This window comes from Nitratireductor sp. B36 (assembly GCF_020833685.1).
In the GTDB taxonomy this organism is placed as follows: Bacteria; Pseudomonadota; Alphaproteobacteria; order Rhizobiales; family Rhizobiaceae; genus Nitratireductor.
In genome coordinates this window covers 455,025-472,133 of the sequence record NZ_JACKZY010000001.1, presented here as the reverse complement: position 1 = coordinate 472,133, position 17,109 = coordinate 455,025, and the positions used below count along the sequence as shown (strand labels likewise).

The following is a 17,109-nucleotide window of genomic DNA, read 5'->3' as shown; positions in this document are numbered from 1 at the left end:
TTGGGTTCTCGGTTGAGAACGAATCGCGATATTCGTCAATTGATAGGGGAGGTGGAGATGGAGCCGGTGTTGCTACGCATGGACAGCAACGACAAATCGATGACCCGGCGCGCACGGTATACTCCACCAGCGAGCGTGACGACAATAAGGCTGAATGAACTCCTGAAATACACTGAACGCCCATTTTCAGAGACCCAGGCAAGCTTGTTCCGCGATCAGCCCGACACCGATCACGAGATCTACTACTCCGGTGACCTGACACTGCTCAAAGGTAAATGCGTTTGTGTAATCGGCGCACGTTCAGTTTCAGAAGCTGGCAGAGCGCGCGCACGAAGAGTGGCGCGCGAACTCAGCGATGCAGGTGTCGTTGTCACAAGCGGCTTGGCCAAAGGTGTCGACATCTCTGCGCACCTAGGCGCTATGGGCGCTGGCGGCAATACAATCGCTGTCATTGGGACACCTATCAACAAAGCCTATCCGATTGAGCACGCCGAGGTCCAAGAGGAAATTTATAGCGATCATCTTCTGATCTCTCAGTTCCGACCGGGCCAAAGAACATTCCCGTCCGACTTCCCAAAGCGCAATAAACTTATGGCTGCGCTCACCGATGCGAGTGTTATTGTCGAAGCATCCGACACGTCGGGTACACTGCACCAAGCCACTGAGTGCGTCCGTCTAGGACGATGGCTTTTCATCATGCGTTCTGTGGCTGAGAACCCCGACTTGCAATGGCCGCAGAAATTTTTGAAAGAGCCAAAGGTCAAAGTGTTATCGGATGTTGGCGATATCCTCAGCGCGATTGGGTGAGCGGTGAAGATCCACTACCTTTGCGCATACTACAGCCAATGGGCGCACATCAATCTAGCTCCGCGGCCGAATGAGCTTTGGCAATCCTACAAATTCTGCGGAGCCGTGAAGCATGGAAAGATGAACGGCTATCTCACAGTTCCGTTTAAGAAGGGGCCACAACGCATCAATGAGCAGGATGCCGCGAAGACACGACTGATCTTTGGGCGGTTCATCGCTGAAACGGTTCGATTGCACTACCAAGGCAACGCCCTCGTACCGGTGCCCTCAAAGGACTCATTCAGTCAGGATGACTTCCGATCTCTGACGATGTTGCAGAGTGCGGTACCTGATGATTTGGATAACCCGATAGTCCCAGCGGTACGGTTTGTCAGCAATCTCCTGCCTGCTTCGCAAGGCGGTTTAAGGGGAGTCGACGCGGTCTATCCGCATCTGATGGTCTCGGAACATTTCAAACCGCGCCCCGTTGTGCTGATCGACGACATAATCACAACCGGCGGTACCATCCTCGCCGCGAAGCAACGGCTTGAAGAGAGGGGATTCGAGGTTTCGGCCGCTATTGTTTGCGGACGGACTGTCGCAGCAGCCGAAAAGGCATTCTTCCCGCGGGAGTTTGAGCTTCTTCAAGAGCAGGGGGAAGTGGATCTGTGACCTTTGTTGGGCGCAATTGTATGTTCATAATCAAAACGCGCTCCTGGCCCAGATTCCCATCCCGGCAGCCGAGTCTTTGAGCGTGAAGTTGACGGTCATATCACGTCAGCACGCAAATATTTCCGCATACATCCCGCCGATGTTTACTGCACACCCGACCACGCACACGGTGAGAATTCGCCGATACATGCGAACGCGGTTCCGCTACTGGTCGTTTTCTTCCCGATCTTTCCACTGCTCAGCGCTGAACCGCGCTTTCCGATAGGTGGTGGGTATGCCGGCCGCTTCGTGTGCCTTGGCTAATGTCTCGAGCCATGTTGCCAGCCCAGCCGGGATTTCCTCCCGACCGGTCGCCCAAGCATTGATAAGCGCTGGATCGCATTCCAGCACCTCAGCGAGTGTTTCTCACGTCCAAAACAGATATGCGAGGCATTCCAGAAATCTCGGCGGCGTCATGCCTGCCTCCTATGTCCGGATGTTCAGCAGCCCTTGTTTCTGCGCATTGCATTGATGGCGATGATCTCACCCTTGTGTTGTGCGACCATGCCTTCCTTGTCGGCGCCGCTGAGGCTGCTTACTGGCACGCCGATCAGGAATACGCCAACTGCATCGCCTTGAACTGCCTGTCTTTGTGCTGCCTCGGCTTGCTGGAGCGCGAGCGAGCTGCGTTGGTGCTCCATGGCCAACTGATTGCAGGAGAGACCAGAATACGCGTTCATTGGCATGGTTGAGGCGGCGATAGATTCCGGATTTTTGGCGCAACCTGCCAAACTGACAACCAACATTGCCGCGATGATTTCCCCCCGCATGAATTACCCCTTTATGCCCTCAGTTTGAGTTGTCTCGGTATGCTGCTACCAGTGGCAGGCTTCCCGCAATGGATTGATGGATTCTTCCAAGCCAGTGATGTCGAAGGTCGCGGTGAAAGGGTTTTCGCCGTATGGCGTCATCCTCACAACGATCTGTGACTTGCCGAACATCTGCTTGATGACCGGGATTGAGCGCCCGCCACTCCAAAGGCCCAGCGATCGATTGTTGGTTGATTCCTGCATTCCAACAGTCTTCGCCTTCTCGTCATCCAAGCGATAGGTTACGTCACCATAGTCGTTGTATTGGCTGGAAGTCATGTGGCAGCCGGTGGCGAAAATCAGTCCGGTCTTGTTTTCAACGCAGCGCACGTAGAGCGTGACTTTCCCGCCTCTGTTCCATCCGCAATTGACCGTTTCGTCAGACTCCACGCGGAGGAAAACATTCGTTTGGTCGGTGAGTTTGGACGTTTCAGACGTGACCGACCAATTGCCTTTTGCAGTCGGCTCCGTCTTCTGTTCTGGTGTCCGTCCAAGCGCTTTGTCGTAGCAAGCCAATCGATCCAGATCGTTCGAAATCTGGATGCAGCCTTCTCCGGCCGCGAACCCCGGCGCGCAAGTCGTAGTCAGAACGACCGCACCGACGAAAATCCCCCGCATAGAGCTCCCCCTTTTAACGTGGCCGTATCCAGTCGATAGGTGCGGCCCATTCAACAACCTGATCGATCATATCTTCGAACATGGCGTTCACGCTTTGGAGCGTCCAAAGATCGGGAGCCGACCCAGGTCGGATAATCTTCACGAATATTCGGCCATCGGCCAACTGCACCACAGCTCGGCGGTTCACCATTTCGGCAGGCGGCAGGTGTTTCGAGTAGTAGAGCAGGTAGCCGTCCTCCAGCGCAGGGAACATCGATGTACCTGACACTTCAACGGCAACCGTTCCCGGTCGCGAATCCCTTGGCGCCGGGACGCTATCCACGTCACCGTTGTCGATTGCTTCGACCTGCTGACCGGCTCCGACGCGCCCCTTCAGCGGGACAAGGATTTCGGACGGAGCTTCCATTCCTGTAATCGTCTGAATGGCAATCAACTCGTCGCCAGCTATAGCCCGCGCACCTTTCACCATCTTATTCACCGCAGCACGATCAATAGACCGGCCAAGCATTTCGGTCAGACGACGCGAAAGCTCGGACTGCGAAACCCCTGACGCTTCAAGCGCCTCTTGTAGCCATCTGGACAACATCCAGAAGCCATAGCGCGAACGGCGAATGGGTGCATTTTCTGTATTCGCTACAAAATCACTTGCAGATGTTTCTATAATCGCTACAATCACGGCCATGGAACCTGCACAGTCAATCATCAAGAACCTGGGTGGACCGAGCGCGGTCGCTGAAATCGCCGGCGTTCATCGCACCCGTGTTTCCAATTGGTCTCGCGCCAAAGAAAAGGGCGGCACGGGCGGCATTATCCCGTTCAAGCACGTTCCGGCTCTTCTGGCGGCAGCGAAGGAGAAGAACGTCGCGCTTTCCGCTGACGACTTTCTCCCGAACGATAACGCTGAGACAGCGGCATGAGCGAAGCCAAGACCTATCCCAAGGGCCGCTACCATGTCGGCCAGATCGGTGAAGTTACCCGCATCTTGGACGGCAAGGGCAGGGACGTGATGACACTCCCCGGTGGCCCTGAGCGGCTGGTTGAATGCGCGAACGCGCTGCGCGACGTGTTTTTCCCTGAGAATCATGGCAGCGCGACCGAGGAATACGTGAAGCGCCTTGAGACGCTGCGGAAGGATTTGCAGCGGCGTGTAGCTGAGATGGAAGCATCTGCCCGCACCCCATCCCCCACCCCAGAACGGGAGAGCGCCGCATGACCTCCCACCAGACACAAGAACGCCGCGTCCCATCCCACCCTCGCGCGGCGGAAGCCGGGGAGGGTGCACCTCCTCCCGTATCCTCTCCGGCAACCCTTCATCTCAGCACCGGCAAGATCATCCTGGTCTGGGCCTTTTTGGTCTCGCTTCTTCTCACCTCCCTCGCAGGCTGGTGGGTGATGCTCCTGGCGATCTCCGGTGTGGCAGAATGGATTGAGAGGCTGGCGGGATGACGAGCGGCAATGACACGAATTTCCCCGGCCCGCGCACTTCGGCGGTATCCGGCGGCATACCGAGCACAACAAGCAGCGATGCTCTGCGGGCGCAAAAATTTGGCGGGACCGGAATTTCCGTCAGAGGCCGGGACGCCGAAGGCGTTAGCCATCACCGCAAATCGCTGCAAGCCGCCAACGAATTCACAAAAACCCTTGGGTGTGGCGGGGCTTCGGCTTCCAGCACGATCTTCGGGTGCGAGACGGTATCCAAGGGCCAGCCGGCCGGCATCTCGCGTCCTCTCGATGACAAATTGGAAAATCGCAGTGGTGAAGTCCGGCCGGCGCACTCGCTCGAGGAAATGATTGCAGACTGGAAGGCAAAGCATGGCGAGCCTCGCAGGTTCGAGAGAGGCGCCAACACGGATTACCTCTCGATCAAGGCCTACCTGGAGGAATGGGGCTATCGGCTGAATTTCCAGAGGGCCAAGTACAGCATCAGCAACGGGCGCGGGCGCCCCAAGGTCGTTGCATGGCGGCAGGTGCTGGAACTGGTTGATGAGTTCCGCACCGCCGAAGGCTTGGCGCCGATCCTTTCGGAGGCGGCATGACCCAGCGCCCTTTGTGGAACTTCAAGTGGACCGTTGCCGACACCGACCTGATGCTTGCGGCAGCGCGGCGCGGTCAGTCTCTTCCTCAAATTGCGAAGACCGTCCGGAATGTGACCGGCAAGCCCTGCGCTCCCTGTGAGGTTGAGCGCGTTCTAAGGAATGCCAGAGTTCCGGTTCTGGAGAGCTCAGCATGACGATCCTCGCTATCACCCTATACGGGCTGGGCGTCATAGGCGCGATTGCTGCCGTAAAGCGGGAAGCGCCCGCGGGCCTCCGTGAATGGGCAGTTTGCGTTGTCTGGCCTCTGGCGGTTGCAGCCGCCATTGCCATGAGCCCGTTTCAGCGGAGGCGCAAATGACCTCCGCAATGTTTCAGGGAACAAATCGAGCTGACCAGGCTGATGTTTGCGCGTCGTCCTGCTCATTCGTCGTTCCTTTCCTTCCTTTCGAGATCGAGCCCTACAGGCCCGGAAATCCCCGTTGCTACGAGTGTGAATGTAGCGACGGAGAGAGGTCATGTGTGACCCGAAACGGTGCGGATCCGCACCCATTGAGGACGAGCCAATGAGTACGAGTATGGCTGCTCAGGAGGCGTTCCGGATGCTGAACGCTGCAACGAGACAAGAGTATCGCGGCTGGGGTGACACTCAGACCGCGGCGCGTGACAGGGCGGCAAGAAAAGCCGGGATTACACCGGCTCAAGCCGAACGTGTGTGGAAGCGCTGGCATGAGATGAAATCGATGAACGCTGACGTCTATCGCGGGCTTCGAAACACCTACGGCCACCTTTGCGCACTGATCGAAAACACCGCCGACCGCATCGAGCGGGAAGCCCAATCAATCGAGGAAAGCAATGCGGCTATGTCGCGGGATCAAGCGGCTCTGGAAGGCAATCAGACGCCGCCGCAAAGCGCGGAAAGGGACCAGCTATGACTGAAATAGGACACAACTCCGAACGCGAGCAGTTTGAGGAACAGCAGTTCCTAAATGCCTTCCGGCAGATCAAGGAGCACGACTCCGACATGGCCGGTCTCAAAGGCGAGATGGCCGGCATCTACGACCGGATCAAGAACCTGGGTTTCACAAAAGCCGACGTGAAGTGGGCAAAGGAGCTCGAGGATAAGGACGCTGGTGAGATCGTCGCTACGATGAAGCGCCGCCTGCGCATTGCTCGCATGTTCGGCCACGGTCTTGCCCGCCAGTTTGACATGTTCGACGAGGACCGCACTCCCATTGAAGAGCGCGCATACGAGGAAGGCCTTGCGGCCGGCAAGCTTCGCAAGGATGCGACGAACCCATATGGCGCCGACAGCAAGGCAGGGCAGGAGTGGCAGCGCGGCCTGAATGACGGGCACGCATTCGCCAACAAGGATCTGTCGCACGTCCTGAATGAGGGCGATCCCGAGTTTCCCGACGAAGAGCCCGAAGCGGCCGCTTAGCCGCTCAACTCGTTCCTTGGAGGTTCCGATGCATCGCCGCAAATCAAGTTGTCGGTTCGATCGATTTCATCTTTTTGAGCAGTGCGGTGTTGTATTCGACCCCGTCGATGCCGTGATGCACCTGGCGGTGGCAGTTCGGGCATATCCCAATGACGAACCGCGGATCATCAGGTCCACCATCGCTGATACGTCGCAGATGGTGCGGTTCCAGGTAGGGTGTCCCGTCAACCCGGATAAACGGCGCCTCTTTTTCACAACCTTCGCAAACACCATTCGCACGAGCCAAAACGTAGGCTCTGACATCGCGGCTGCGCTGATAGACGGTGCGGGCTTTGGATTCGCTCGTCGAAGTCGGGGTCTCCACTGCTGCCAACGCGCGCTTTCGCAGCTCATCCAGGGAAACATCGGTCGGAAGGTCCGCGTCCACTGCTTTTATGGCAACCGCCTCCAGGTCGCGAAGTTCAAACACGATTGCATCGCGTTTGTCTCCGTTCTGATCGGGCGCGCGTTCAATATGGTATCCTTCGCATACCATCTCGCCATGGAAGCGAAGACCATTTCCGGTGTCGAAGAAGAGCAGAAGGCTTTTTCCGTCAGCGGAATGGTCAGCAATGGCCCTGTTGCCGCGCAACATGACCATGTCACCGATCTGGCCTGCACCAAAGTACTCGAATGCTCCATCTGTTCGCCATCGATCGGCATATCCGTGTGCGATGCCGGTTTTTCCAGAGATTATCACTACGACTGGATGAGTAGCGAACGTGATGATCCCGCTTTGCCGGCTGCCTTCGCCCTTGAACCGTCCATGAATGTCGTTGGTTCGATTATAGACGCGTCCAGCCTCATATCCCCAGGTCATATGGCTCCCTCCCGATCTGTCTTCATCGCAGCAAAGCAAAACCTGCCTTCTTCTTCGTTAAAGGAAGCCGCAGCATGACCGAGCGCACCCGTTTTCTGATCATCAACTGGGCCATCGCCATTGCGGGCATTCTCATCCTTGGCGCGGCTATGTGGGGAGGGGAGTGATGCGATTGTTCGACTGGCCATTTGGCGACATCAACCCGCATTCCTTCGATCTAATTATGGCAGACCCTGCTTGGTCATTCGAGCTTCGTTCGGAGAAGGGCGAGGGCAAGTCTGCGCAGGCGCAGTACCGGTGCCAGAGCCTTGACGAGATCAAAGCGCTGCCGGTTCTCGATTTGGCCGCACCAGACGCGCTCCTGTGGCTCTGGGCCACCAATCCAATGCTGCCGCAGGCGCTCGATGTCCTGAATGCCTGGGGCTTCACCTTTAAGACTGCCGGGGCGTGGGGCAAGACGACGGTCAACGGCAAACTCGCCTTCGGCACCGGCTACATCTTCCGCAGCGCACACGAACCCGTTCTGATCGGAACGAGGGGTGAGCCAAAGACCACCAAGTCCGTCCGGTCGCTGATCATGGGGCAGGCCAGAGAGCATTCCCGCAAACCGGAAGAAGCTTACCGGGCTGCCGAGCAGTTGATGCCCCGCGCGCGCCGGATCGAGCTTTTCAGCCGCACCAACCGGCCGGGCTGGACAGTCTGGGGCGATGAAGCAGGCAAATTTGGGGAGGCAGCGTAGATGGCACTCATTCTCGGACTGGATATCGCCACGACGACTGGCTTCGCCTGGTACGACACAGATGCATCTCTGTCAGCTGTAAGGCCCGGATCGTTCAAGATCGACGGTGAATGCTACGAGGTTCGCGCCGGCGAGATGGGCCAACGCATCATCAAGATGGTGAAGCAAACCCGCCCGGATTTCGTGGTGATCGAGCGTCCGGCACGAAACGTCATGCAGCATCGGAAGAAAACAAACGACTTCGCCGGCGAGCATGAAGAGATGACGATCAACGCCGGGACGGCACTCCTCCTGAACCAGCTTACGGGCGCAGCCTCAGCCATCGTTCGGGCCTATCAGATCCCGTTCGAGATCGTTGCGCCGGAAACTTGGCGCAAGCAGTTCCTTGGATTTGGACGGCGGCCGGGCTGGAGCCGGAAGGACTGGAAGAAGGCGGCGCGGGATCGATGCCGGCAGCTTCGCATCACTGTCACCAATGACGATCAGGCAGACGCGGTTGGATTGGCGTTCGCTGGACCGTCCTGCCAGACGTTCAAGATCGTTCAGGCGCGCCGGACAGGAGCCGCAGCATGACCGATATCCAGAAGCCACTCCCTCACAACATCGAGCTCGAGCAAGCCATCCTTGGCGCGGTGCTGGTCAACAACAACTGCTTTGACCTCGTATCCAAGGTGATCCAGCCTCACCACTTCTTCGAGCCTCTGCATGGCAAGGTGTTTGAGGTGATCGGCAAAATGGTCTCTGTCGGGCGGAAGGCCGATCCGAAGACCGTCAAGAGCTACCTGCCTGAGGGCGAGCGCGTCGGCGAGATCACACTGGGGGAATACCTGGTTCGGCTTGCCGTGGAGGCCGTGGCACCGGTTCAGGCCCGCGATTATGCCCTTGGTGTCCTGCACCACTGGATCGATCGCCAGATCATCGCCGGCTGCGAGGAAACCATTGCTGGCGTTTATGCACGGTCTCCTGATGTGGATCCTTTTTCAGCCTCCGCGGCGCTGGAGGATCATCTTGCCAAGCTTCGTGGCGACCACATCGGTGGTGGTTCGGGTAATCTTGGACACCAGTACCTGGAAGCCATGACCGCCGCCCAACAGCGCAAGAGCATCGCGGGCGTTCCGATCTGCCTGGATGAAATCGCAGAAGTTATCTCCGAACCCTGTTTCGAGGCCGGGAACCTCTACGGGCTGCTTTCCAGCTCAGGAGAAGGCAAGACAAGCCTCACGCTCCAGATGATCACGCATGCCCTGAAACGCGGGCACCCGGTCCTGTTCATGAGCTACGATCAGTCGGGTGAGCAGTGCATCCGGCAGATGATCGCACAGGAGCACGACATCGAAGCGCGGCGCCAACGGGCCGGCGATGTGTCCGAGAAGGAAATGAGAAAGGTGGTCGACTTTGCCACCTGGATCGACCGGCAGCCTTTCGAGGTCGTCAAATGCACGGACCAGACCGCGCCCCAACTGCTTTCCTTTGCCCGCTCATTCGTGAAGCGCTACGGCAACGGGAATGTCCCGCTGGTGGTGGTTGACCACATTGGAGCCGTGACGCCACAGGAGCGGCTCTCGGATGAGGGCACAAAGGCCAAGGATATCAACAAGGTCTTCAAGGCCGGCGCGGAGCAAACCGGCGCGGCATGGCTCGTTCTGAACCAGCGCAACAGCTACGGCATGAAGCGGGACAATCCACGGCCTATCTCGGCCGATCTGTTTGGCGGCGATCCGGCCAAGCAGGCCTATGATGCGATCTTTTATGTCTATCGCTACATCAAATTCCTAGAGGAGCGGAAAGCCGTCGCCGCGTCGGACTCTGACTGGAAGAAGATTCACAAAGCTTTCCCGTCCGCGGTAATCGAGGGTGAGGACATTGCCCAGATCGGCGCGATCAAGGTTCGCTTCGGGAATGCCGCGGTGAAGAATAACCTGATCTTCGAAGCGCGGTTCACTCGCTACAAATCGGAACGGCAAAACGATGCAGAGCTTCAGGAGGCAATGCTTTGAACGCTTTCGACGCCCGCGCCCGGCACAATGGCTTTATCTGGATCGGTGAATTCCGAGCCGGCGAACACGGCGCCTACAAGCCCGTGATGGAGAATGGCGAGATCAAGCCATTCCGGAATGCCAGAGAGGCGAGGGAGGGTGCTCATGCTGCCCTGATAGCCTACATGAACGGCAACTACACCAGCGAGCGCGCCAAGGCGGAGCACCGTTGGGAAGCCGGAAAGCTGTTTCGAGCCGGAAAGCGGCCTGTGGAGGTGGTCAAGGCATGATCGATCCGCGCGTCATAGAGCTCTGCCGGGAATTCAACGTCGAGATCATCCCCGGTACCAGATACCCGGAGGTCGGCCAGACCCGTGCGCCGGACACCCTTCGACGCATCATCGACCGCTACGGCATCGGGCATGCCCGCATGGTGATGACCACGATCATCGAGGCCGGCAACAACAAGCTACTCTTGGATAAGGAGGGCTTCTGGATGGTTTCGGACATGGTGAGGGCCTGTCAGGGCATCATCGAACGTGACGCAAGCGCATGGCTTGAGACCTGGGACATGATCCCCGGCGGTGAACTGCAGTTTGTGGCGCAGGAACTAAGGAGTGTTGTCCCGACACGATTTGCCCTCGGTGGGATGGTCTACGAGCGGATATTCCGTAAGCTTGGACCGCATGCGGATCAACTGGATCTGCTGGATGACCGTAGACAACTTGGGAGGCCATGAAGGTGAACTGGAAGAGTGGGTTACTTCGACTTTGGATTGTCTCCTCGGTTGTTTGGGCGCTCTATCAACTCTGGGGAAGCGACCTATCCTGTCCGCTTGAGTTTGTTGGTATCGAAACGGGTGCTGGCCCGTGGTGTGCTTTTCAAAATGCCGAACCCTGGCGGTACTATTCAGAACTGCTTTTTCGCATAGTCGCAGTGCCCGTGATCACACTGTTGTTGGGTTTGGCAGCTCTCTGGGTGGTCAAGGGGTTTGGCGGAAGACCAGAAGGCAAGGATCAGGGAGAATGAAAATGACTCCTTCTCAGATCGCAGAGCGCCTTATCCGGGCGGCAGAGATCGAGAGCGTCGGCAACCGCGTGGGACCGGCCCCGCTGCGCGCCCAGCAGCTCCCTTACGTCCATTCCGACGACGACATGAGGAATTGGGGCCACAGGCGAGGGGAGCGCCGCAGCCGCGATCCTCGGGCCGATGCCTGCCGCCTTCACCTTGAAGATCAGGACGCACATGCGCTCTATCGGCGGGAGTTCTTCGAGAAGACTGAATACACTGCACGAGACATCTCGGAGGCCGAAGAGGCGCAGGGCTGGTATGCGCTGGTCGACAACGAGGCCAATAGAGCCGCGCTCGCCGCCTGGGTACGCTGCATGGCCGACCACAAGCGGCTGTTCTTCAAGGACTGGTGCGCCGGTCAGGACATCACGCCGAAGACGGGGAGGGCGCGGAAAAATCGCGCTCTGGCATCAATTCTTGCACATCTGGCTCGCAGGAGTGTGCAGAATTGCAATAACCCTGAATGTGAGGGGTTCCCTGTTCCCCCGGAAAACGGGCATATTGAGCCCAACATCGAAGACGAGCGCGCTGAAGAAAGAGGCGTCACGTCATGGGCCTCAGACGAGGCATTCACCAGCTACTTCTCAAACGATCCAGCGGACTTCTCCTGGGCTGAACGGCGCAACGAGCGCCGGAGGCAGAGGGAAGCCAAGAAGCGGAAGCAGGAAGCGGCTTAGAAATAGAGGTAGGCGGCCCCGAAGGCCGCAATCGCAGCGACTATGACCAAGGCGATGAACGCAATTGGCCGCCGTTTCGGCTCAAGGTCTTCTGCGAGCACCTTGAACTTCTTGGGATCACCCCACTTGAGGGTGCGGAATTTGTAGACGTTATCCCTCATGCTCGGATGGTCGGGCAGCGCGGTTAAAATTCTCTCAAGGCAGGCTGGGCTGGTGCCCCGCTTGGTCTCATAAGCCAAGCTTGCGAGGTTCAAATCCTCGGCCTGCAACCACAATCAATAACGCTTGCTGCCAGCAATCTACCTGCGGCACCGAGCCCTGTATATCCGACCGTTGCGGCCACGGTACTCACAGTAGCCATTGCGCAGGTTACGAACGAGAAGGCCGCCAAGCGCTCCTGCACCGGCGCCGATAAGTGCACCTCGACCACCTCCGGCCAGTCCACCTACAACTGCTCCTGCGGCCGTTCCGACACTGAGGTCCCGTTCTGTAGTGGTGCATCCAGCTAGGGCAATGGCCGCTACCGCAACGACAAGCATATTCCGAACCATTGTGTTCCTCTTGATTTGACCACCCGACGAAGTTGGAAGGTAAGCACACATGGCGCTCAGCGACAAGCGTTGGCGGGGCGACTTAGGTTCAGCGACACACGCAGGAAGAGGCATCCTTATCCGCCGAGCGACAAGACTGTTAGGCGGGGGATCAGATCAGGACGGCGGCGCAAGTCGAGAAGGTTGGGATATCCCGGCCGTTCCGTCCTGAGCAATTTGCAAATAATGCACAGAACGCCCCGGCCATGCGCTGGGGCTTCTCGTATGTGGAGACCTGAGATGCCGCAGCTTGTCGAACAAAAGGTGGATATCGGCCGGGACGCATACGGCAGGCGTGTAACCGCCACCCGAAAGCACACCTATGACGGCAAGACGGTGTGGGACATTCGCAGCGAACCGATGGACCAGCGCGACGAGGGCGAACGCATGTCTGGCCTCTCGGACGATAATATCCGCGAACTGGTGCAGGCGCTCGATCTGATCAAAGGGTGATGCAGATGACAGTCACATTCGCATGGTGGGCTATCCCGGCCCTGATCACTGCTGTGTCGCTCTCGTGGGCGGTCTTCACGCCAATGAAGCCCAGCGGAGACTACGGCTTCGACATCATGCCACTGTTTCGCTTCGGTGCAGCTGTGATCGGATCGCTTCTGGCTTGGCTCGTTTGGGCATTGATATTCTGAGGCCTTCCCATGCCCGTCCTGAAGAACGTCAAGCATGAAGCCTTCGCGCAGGGGCTGGCAAAGGGCCTGTCTGCGGATGAGGCGTACCACAAGGCCGGATACAGCCCGAACCGGGGGAATGCCACGCGCTTGAAAGCAAATGAAAGCATTCGGGCCAGAGTTGATGAGATCGTTGGGCGAGGGGCTGTGAAGGCTGAGGCGACCGTTGCGCGCGTTCTTGAAGAGATGCGCCGGCTCGGGTTCTCCGACATGCGCAAGGCCTTCGATGAGAACGGGAACCTGAAACGTCCCGAGGATTGGGATGATGACTTCGCAGCGGCAGTTTCCTCCATCGAGGTGGTCAAGCGTAGCATTGGAGATGGCGAGGTCGAGCACATCCACAAGATCAAGGTCTGGGACAAGAACAGCGCTCTGGAGAAGATGGCCAAGCATCTCGGCATGTTCATCGATCGCATCGAGCACACAGGCAGGGATGGCGGGCCTATCCAGACCGAAACCAAAACCTGGCGTGAGGTGTTGAGGGAAGAGGGTGGCGAGTGAATGTGCATGTCGCTCTCACAAACCCGGCCCTTTATGATTTCTGGGAGCAGGTATTCCTAGGGCAGGCCGACACCGCCGTTCTTCACGGTGGCCGGTCCAGTTCGAAGACCAGAGACACGGCCTGCCAGCTCGTCCGGCTGGTTGATCATATCCCGGTTCGGATGCGCGTGATGTGTGTCCGGCGCTATCAGAACCGCATTCAGGAGTCTGTCTACACCGAGTTGAAGTGGGCGATCAGCCACCTCGGATTGAATGACGCGTTCGATATCCAGAAGACAACGATCATCCACCGCGCGACCGGGTCGGAATTCATCTTCTACGGTATCGAGCGCAACATTGATGAGATCAAAGGCACCTCGGACATCGACATCCTTTGGGTCGAGGAGGCGGAAAAGCTCACTGAGGAACAGTGGGTGATCATCGGCCCAACGATCCGAAAGGAAGACAGCCTCGCGATCCTACTTTTCAACCCGAAGTTTGTGACAGATTATGTTTGGCGCAATTTCGTGGTCAATGTGCCGCCCAACACGGTAGTCAGGCGCATCAATTACACCGAAAACCCATTCCTATCGCAGAAGGCGTTGCGTGATATCGCCCTGATGCAGGAACGCGACCCGGAGATGTTCGAGCATGTCTATCTGGGCGTGCCTCTGGGTGATAGTGAACTTTCTATCTTCAAGCGCCGCTGGCTGGATGCCTGTGTCGATGCACACAAGGTTCTTGGCCTCAATCTGGTTGGCCGGAACGTTATCGGTTTCGATCCGGCAGATGACGGCGAGGACAGGTGCGCCACGGCTGACAAGATTGCGGGCGTGTTCGAAGACGCCGAGGACTGGGCGTCAGGCAAGGACGAACTGGTCCAGAACGCCAGGAGGGTCTGGGCGAAGGCGAAGCACCGTAACGCGCTGGTCTCATACGACACCATCGGCGTGGGTGCCTTTGTCGGCGGCTATATAGATGAGCAGAACGAGCTAAACGGTGCCGAAGTGCAGCACTTCGCCTTTCATGCAGGCGGCGGCGTCATGGATGGAGACAAGCCGAGCGATCCGCAGAACAGCAACAGCCCGCTGAACAAAGACGAGTATCTGAACCTTAAGGCGCAGGCTTGGGCAAACACGGCCCGAAAGGCGATGCTGACGTTCAATGCGGTCACGCGTGGCCAGTCGATCAAGCCAGAAGATGTCTTGTCGTTCTCGTCCGAAATGGGTGAGGCGAAGCTGGACGCCCTGTTCACCGAGCTTTGCGTGCCATGGTGGTTAGCGAGCGAGGGCAAAAAACGTGTTGTGCCCAAGCTTAAGCTCAAAAAGGATCTGGGCGTGAAATCGCACAACCTCGCAGATGCGGTAATCGCGGCGGACAACGTGAATATGGTTCATGCCGCCTACACCCTCGACCAGATGCGAAAGGCATTCACATGACTGACAAGCCCCGCATCAGGGTTGACCAGAAAGGCGAGATTACGGCGATCAATGGCCTGATGGTGGACGGCATGTCCAATGTCATCACTGGCCTGGGCCGTGCCAACGTCAAGAGCGCTGCAACGCGCTACGTGGTCGAAACAGACCCGGTGGAGCGCGATAACGCCTACCGGGCTTCGACGTGGTACGGCAAGATTGTTCGCATCCCTGCCGCTGATGCGGTGCGGGAATGGCGCGCATGGCAGGCTGAGAAAGACCAGATCGAGGCTATCGAAGCCGAGGAACAGCGCCTCAAGGTCCGCGTGATGGTCTATCAGGCGCTTCTGGCTGCCCGTCATACAGGCGGCGCTGTGATTGTTCCGGGCGGGCTTCCTGGCCTTCCCTCGCAGCCGCTCAATCTGGACCGTATCGGCAAGGGCTCTATCAAGTTCCTGACCATCCTAGGGCGCGATGAAATCACGCCGGGGCAGATCATTCGCGATCCGCTTTCAGAGTGGCGTGGCCAGCCGGAGAAGTGGAACATCAATGCAGATGGCGTGACGGTAGATATTCACCCGTCCCGCGTCGTGGTCATCAATGGGCGCACTGTTCCCGGAATCACGAACCGCAATGGCAGTCAGTTCTGGGGTGACAGCATCTGGCTGCAGATGGCGGACTCGATTCGATCTGCTGACAACGCTGCCGGCGTGATCGACGCGCTGTTGCATGAAGCCAAGATCGACGTTGTGCGCATCAAGAATATGGTCGCACAGATGGCCTCCGGTGCGGCAGAGAGCGATTACATCCGTCGATGGACCATGGTTGCCGCCCTCAAAAGCATCAGCAATGTCTTAATGCTGGATGGCGAAGACGAGTGGAGCCAGAAGACACAGACCTTCACGGGCCTGCCGGACGTTGCGCAAACGCTTATCACGATCATGGCAGGTGCGGCTGATATCCCGGTTACGCGCTTGCTCATGGAGCAGCAAACCGGCCTGAGCGGCAATGATGACGGTTCGCTGAGGCATTATTACGACAGCATCCGCACCATTCAGGAGCTCGAATATACGCCAGCCCTCCAGACACTGGATGAAATGCTGATCCGCTCGGCTCTTGGACAGCGCCCTCCGGAAATCTGGTATCGCTGGAACCCGCTCTGGACGCTGGATGAAAAGGCCCAGGCTGAAGTGGATAAGCTGGAAGCCGAGGCTGCGGATATCTATGCCCGCTCTGGTTTGGTGCCACAGGACGCATTGGCAGAGATGGTCCAGAACCGTCTGGTCGAGAGTGGATCATGGCCAGGCGCCGATACGGCTTATGACGCTTCTGAAGCTGCGCTTGACGTGCCTGACCTTGAGGAAGGCGAGGAAGACCCCAGCGCTATTGCTGAGGCCGAGTGATGAAGATCAACCTTGCCGCACAGGCCCGCGCTGCCGGTGTGAAGGCTGATCGCATCACCATGCAGGCCATAGAGCCGACAACGGCGCAGGAAAAGGACTTGGCTAGGCTCTATGTGGCGATTGTTCGCGTGTGGGCCAATGGAGCCAAGGAACGCATTCTGCCCGCCTACAGCCGCTCTCTGGCCGAACAGCGGGCATCTGACGGGCTGACCATCGACAGAGCCGGAGACGTGGAAGTCGAGATTGAGGCGGTGGAGAGTGAAGCCGTCCGTTCGATCTTCACGTTTCGCGGTCTGTTTCAGGCATGGGCCGATACGCTTCAACGCTGGCACATGAGCAAGGTCATCAGCCAGTTGAGCTATGCGACGAATGTTGACCTGTCGACGCAGATGCACGCCGGTGATGTGCAGGAGACCATGGAAGACGTGGTTGCTCGCAATGTCGCCTTGGTGCGCAATGTCAGCGACCAGACGCGGGGTCGCATCGCGGACATTGTTTTCCGGGGCTTGCAGAGCCGGACACCAGCCCGCGAGGTCGCCAAGGAGATCAACGCGGCGCTGCAGCTGGGTCGGAAACGGTCACTGCGTATCGCCATGGACCAGACGCAAAAGCTGTCTGCATCGCTCGACCGCGACCGGCAATTGCAGCTTGGCATGAAGAAATTCGAGTGGGTTCACAGCGGCAAGATCCATTACCGCCCGGAGCATCTGGCCCGCAACGGGAAGGTGATCCCGTGGAACAGTGAGATCGGCAAGAAAGACCCGCCAGGCTTCCAGCCCTTCTGTGGTTGCAAGGCAAAGGGCGTGTTGGAGCTTTAG

28 protein-coding genes are annotated in these 17,109 nt (G+C 58.1%); 22 read left to right on the top strand and 6 right to left on the bottom strand.

All coding sequences use genetic code 11. The annotated features are described in order from the left end of the window. The first annotated feature begins 57 nt into the window (after positions 1–57). Both H7H48_RS02405 and H7H48_RS02400 read left to right on the top strand, forming a co-directional pair. Positions 58–807, top strand: a complete 750-nt coding sequence (locus H7H48_RS02405) for a DNA-processing protein DprA (protein WP_229447217.1) — start codon at positions 58–60, stop codon at positions 805–807. Positions 808–927: 120 nt separating this feature from the next. Next, positions 928–1,458, top strand: coding sequence for a phosphoribosyltransferase (locus tag H7H48_RS02400; protein WP_229447216.1), 531 nt, complete (start codon positions 928–930; stop codon positions 1,456–1,458). A gap of 479 nt (positions 1,459–1,937) precedes the next feature. Here H7H48_RS02400 and H7H48_RS02390 read toward each other — a convergent pair whose 3' ends face one another. The 3 genes from H7H48_RS02390 to H7H48_RS02380 are packed head-to-tail and all read right to left on the bottom strand — an operon-like array spanning position 1,938 to position 3,606. Next, a complete protein-coding gene (locus H7H48_RS02390) occupies positions 1,938–2,267 on the bottom strand; it encodes a hypothetical protein (RefSeq protein ID WP_229447215.1) in 330 nt (109 codons plus the stop codon). Between the two features lie 45 nt (positions 2,268–2,312). Continuing rightward, positions 2,313–2,924 (bottom strand): type VI secretion system-associated protein TagO, encoded by a 612-nt coding sequence (locus tag H7H48_RS02385; protein WP_229447214.1) that lies wholly within the window; start codon positions 2,922–2,924, stop codon positions 2,313–2,315. A gap of 13 nt (positions 2,925–2,937) precedes the next feature. Continuing rightward, positions 2,938–3,606, bottom strand: a complete 669-nt coding sequence (locus H7H48_RS02380) for a LexA family transcriptional regulator (protein ID WP_229447213.1) — start codon at positions 3,604–3,606, stop codon at positions 2,938–2,940. Here H7H48_RS02380 and H7H48_RS02375 point away from each other — a divergent pair. From H7H48_RS02375 to H7H48_RS02345, 7 genes are all read left to right on the top strand, one after another. Further along, positions 3,605–3,841, top strand: a complete 237-nt coding sequence (locus H7H48_RS02375) for a helix-turn-helix domain-containing protein (RefSeq protein WP_229447212.1) — start codon at positions 3,605–3,607, stop codon at positions 3,839–3,841. The genes H7H48_RS02380 and H7H48_RS02375 overlap by 2 nt on opposite strands. Next, entirely contained in the window at positions 3,838–4,137 is a 300-nt protein-coding gene (locus H7H48_RS02370; protein ID WP_229447211.1) for a hypothetical protein, read from the top strand. The genes H7H48_RS02375 and H7H48_RS02370 overlap by 4 nt, the downstream gene beginning before the upstream one ends. Next, complete coding sequence (locus H7H48_RS02365) at positions 4,134–4,370, top strand: hypothetical protein (RefSeq protein WP_229447210.1); 237 nt, start codon at positions 4,134–4,136, stop codon at positions 4,368–4,370. The genes H7H48_RS02370 and H7H48_RS02365 overlap by 4 nt, the downstream gene beginning before the upstream one ends. After that, entirely contained in the window at positions 4,367–4,960 is a 594-nt protein-coding gene (locus H7H48_RS02360) for a hypothetical protein (RefSeq protein WP_229447209.1), read from the top strand. Before H7H48_RS02365 ends, H7H48_RS02360 begins: the two co-directional genes overlap by 4 nt. A 190-nt stretch (positions 4,961–5,150) precedes the next feature. Further along, positions 5,151–5,318, top strand: coding sequence for a hypothetical protein (locus H7H48_RS02355; RefSeq protein WP_229447208.1), 168 nt, complete (start codon positions 5,151–5,153; stop codon positions 5,316–5,318). 205 nt (positions 5,319–5,523) lie between these two features. Next, a complete protein-coding gene (locus H7H48_RS02350; protein ID WP_229447207.1) occupies positions 5,524–5,892 on the top strand; it encodes a hypothetical protein in 369 nt (122 codons plus the stop codon). Further along, positions 5,889–6,398, top strand: a complete 510-nt coding sequence (locus tag H7H48_RS02345) for a hypothetical protein (RefSeq protein ID WP_229447206.1) — start codon at positions 5,889–5,891, stop codon at positions 6,396–6,398. The genes H7H48_RS02350 and H7H48_RS02345 overlap by 4 nt, the downstream gene beginning before the upstream one ends. A gap of 43 nt (positions 6,399–6,441) precedes the next feature. Here the strand turns inward: H7H48_RS02345 and H7H48_RS02340 are convergent, their stop codons facing one another. Beyond that, a complete protein-coding gene (locus tag H7H48_RS02340) occupies positions 6,442–7,257 on the bottom strand; it encodes an HNH endonuclease (protein WP_229447205.1) in 816 nt (271 codons plus the stop codon). Positions 7,258–7,423: 166 nt separating this feature from the next. On the opposite strand from H7H48_RS02340, the gene H7H48_RS02335 reads away from it, so the two are divergent. Genes H7H48_RS02335 through H7H48_RS02305 form a run of 7 tightly spaced genes read left to right on the top strand, consistent with a single transcriptional unit; the run spans position 7,424 to position 11,720 of the window. After that, positions 7,424–7,996 carry an MT-A70 family methyltransferase gene (locus H7H48_RS02335; RefSeq protein ID WP_229447204.1) on the top strand — a complete coding sequence of 191 codons (573 nt, stop codon included), beginning with the start codon at positions 7,424–7,426 and terminating at the stop codon, positions 7,994–7,996. Next, positions 7,997–8,569 (top strand): hypothetical protein, encoded by a 573-nt coding sequence (locus tag H7H48_RS02330; RefSeq protein WP_229447203.1) that lies wholly within the window; start codon positions 7,997–7,999, stop codon positions 8,567–8,569. Next, positions 8,566–9,993, top strand: a complete 1,428-nt coding sequence (locus H7H48_RS02325; protein ID WP_229447202.1) for a DnaB-like helicase N-terminal domain-containing protein — start codon at positions 8,566–8,568, stop codon at positions 9,991–9,993. The genes H7H48_RS02330 and H7H48_RS02325 overlap by 4 nt, the downstream gene beginning before the upstream one ends. Then, positions 9,990–10,262: a hypothetical protein gene (locus H7H48_RS02320; RefSeq protein ID WP_229447201.1), complete on the top strand. Its 273-nt coding sequence runs from the start codon at positions 9,990–9,992 to the stop codon at positions 10,260–10,262. The genes H7H48_RS02325 and H7H48_RS02320 overlap by 4 nt, the downstream gene beginning before the upstream one ends. Then, entirely contained in the window at positions 10,259–10,711 is a 453-nt protein-coding gene (locus H7H48_RS02315) for a hypothetical protein (protein ID WP_229447200.1), read from the top strand. Before H7H48_RS02320 ends, H7H48_RS02315 begins: the two co-directional genes overlap by 4 nt. Next, positions 10,708–11,001: a hypothetical protein gene (locus H7H48_RS02310; RefSeq protein ID WP_229447199.1), complete on the top strand. Its 294-nt coding sequence runs from the start codon at positions 10,708–10,710 to the stop codon at positions 10,999–11,001. Before H7H48_RS02315 ends, H7H48_RS02310 begins: the two co-directional genes overlap by 4 nt. Before the next feature lie 2 nt (positions 11,002–11,003). Further along, the gene (locus H7H48_RS02305; protein WP_229447198.1) at positions 11,004–11,720 is read left to right on the top strand and encodes a hypothetical protein; all 717 of its coding nucleotides are present in this window, start codon (positions 11,004–11,006) and stop codon (positions 11,718–11,720) included. Here the strand turns inward: H7H48_RS02305 and H7H48_RS02300 are convergent. After that, complete coding sequence (locus H7H48_RS02300; protein WP_229447197.1) at positions 11,717–11,995, bottom strand: hypothetical protein; 279 nt, start codon at positions 11,993–11,995, stop codon at positions 11,717–11,719. The two genes, H7H48_RS02305 and H7H48_RS02300, sit on opposite strands and share 4 nt — an antisense overlap. A gap of 24 nt (positions 11,996–12,019) precedes the next feature. Further along, positions 12,020–12,259, bottom strand: coding sequence for a YMGG-like glycine zipper-containing protein (locus H7H48_RS02295; RefSeq protein WP_370633321.1), 240 nt, complete (start codon positions 12,257–12,259; stop codon positions 12,020–12,022). Positions 12,260–12,550: 291 nt separating this feature from the next. On the opposite strand from H7H48_RS02295, the gene H7H48_RS02290 reads away from it, so the two are divergent. Genes H7H48_RS02290 through H7H48_RS02265 form a run of 6 tightly spaced genes read left to right on the top strand, consistent with a single transcriptional unit; the run spans position 12,551 to position 17,109 of the window. Next, entirely contained in the window at positions 12,551–12,763 is a 213-nt protein-coding gene (locus H7H48_RS02290; RefSeq protein WP_229447196.1) for a hypothetical protein, read from the top strand. Positions 12,764–12,768: 5 nt separating this feature from the next. After that, entirely contained in the window at positions 12,769–12,954 is a 186-nt protein-coding gene (locus H7H48_RS02285; protein WP_229447195.1) for a hypothetical protein, read from the top strand. Positions 12,955–12,963: 9 nt separating this feature from the next. Continuing rightward, on the top strand, positions 12,964–13,494 hold the full coding sequence (locus H7H48_RS02280) for a terminase small subunit (protein WP_229447194.1): 531 nt from the start codon (positions 12,964–12,966) through the stop codon (positions 13,492–13,494). After that, the gene (locus H7H48_RS02275; protein WP_229447193.1) at positions 13,491–14,912 is read left to right on the top strand and encodes a PBSX family phage terminase large subunit; all 1,422 of its coding nucleotides are present in this window, start codon (positions 13,491–13,493) and stop codon (positions 14,910–14,912) included. The genes H7H48_RS02280 and H7H48_RS02275 overlap by 4 nt, the downstream gene beginning before the upstream one ends. Next, positions 14,909–16,291: a DUF1073 domain-containing protein gene (locus tag H7H48_RS02270; RefSeq protein ID WP_229447192.1), complete on the top strand. Its 1,383-nt coding sequence runs from the start codon at positions 14,909–14,911 to the stop codon at positions 16,289–16,291. Before H7H48_RS02275 ends, H7H48_RS02270 begins: the two co-directional genes overlap by 4 nt. Further along, positions 16,291–17,109: a phage minor head protein gene (locus H7H48_RS02265; RefSeq protein ID WP_229447191.1), complete on the top strand. Its 819-nt coding sequence runs from the start codon at positions 16,291–16,293 to the stop codon at positions 17,107–17,109. The genes H7H48_RS02270 and H7H48_RS02265 overlap by 1 nt, the downstream gene beginning before the upstream one ends.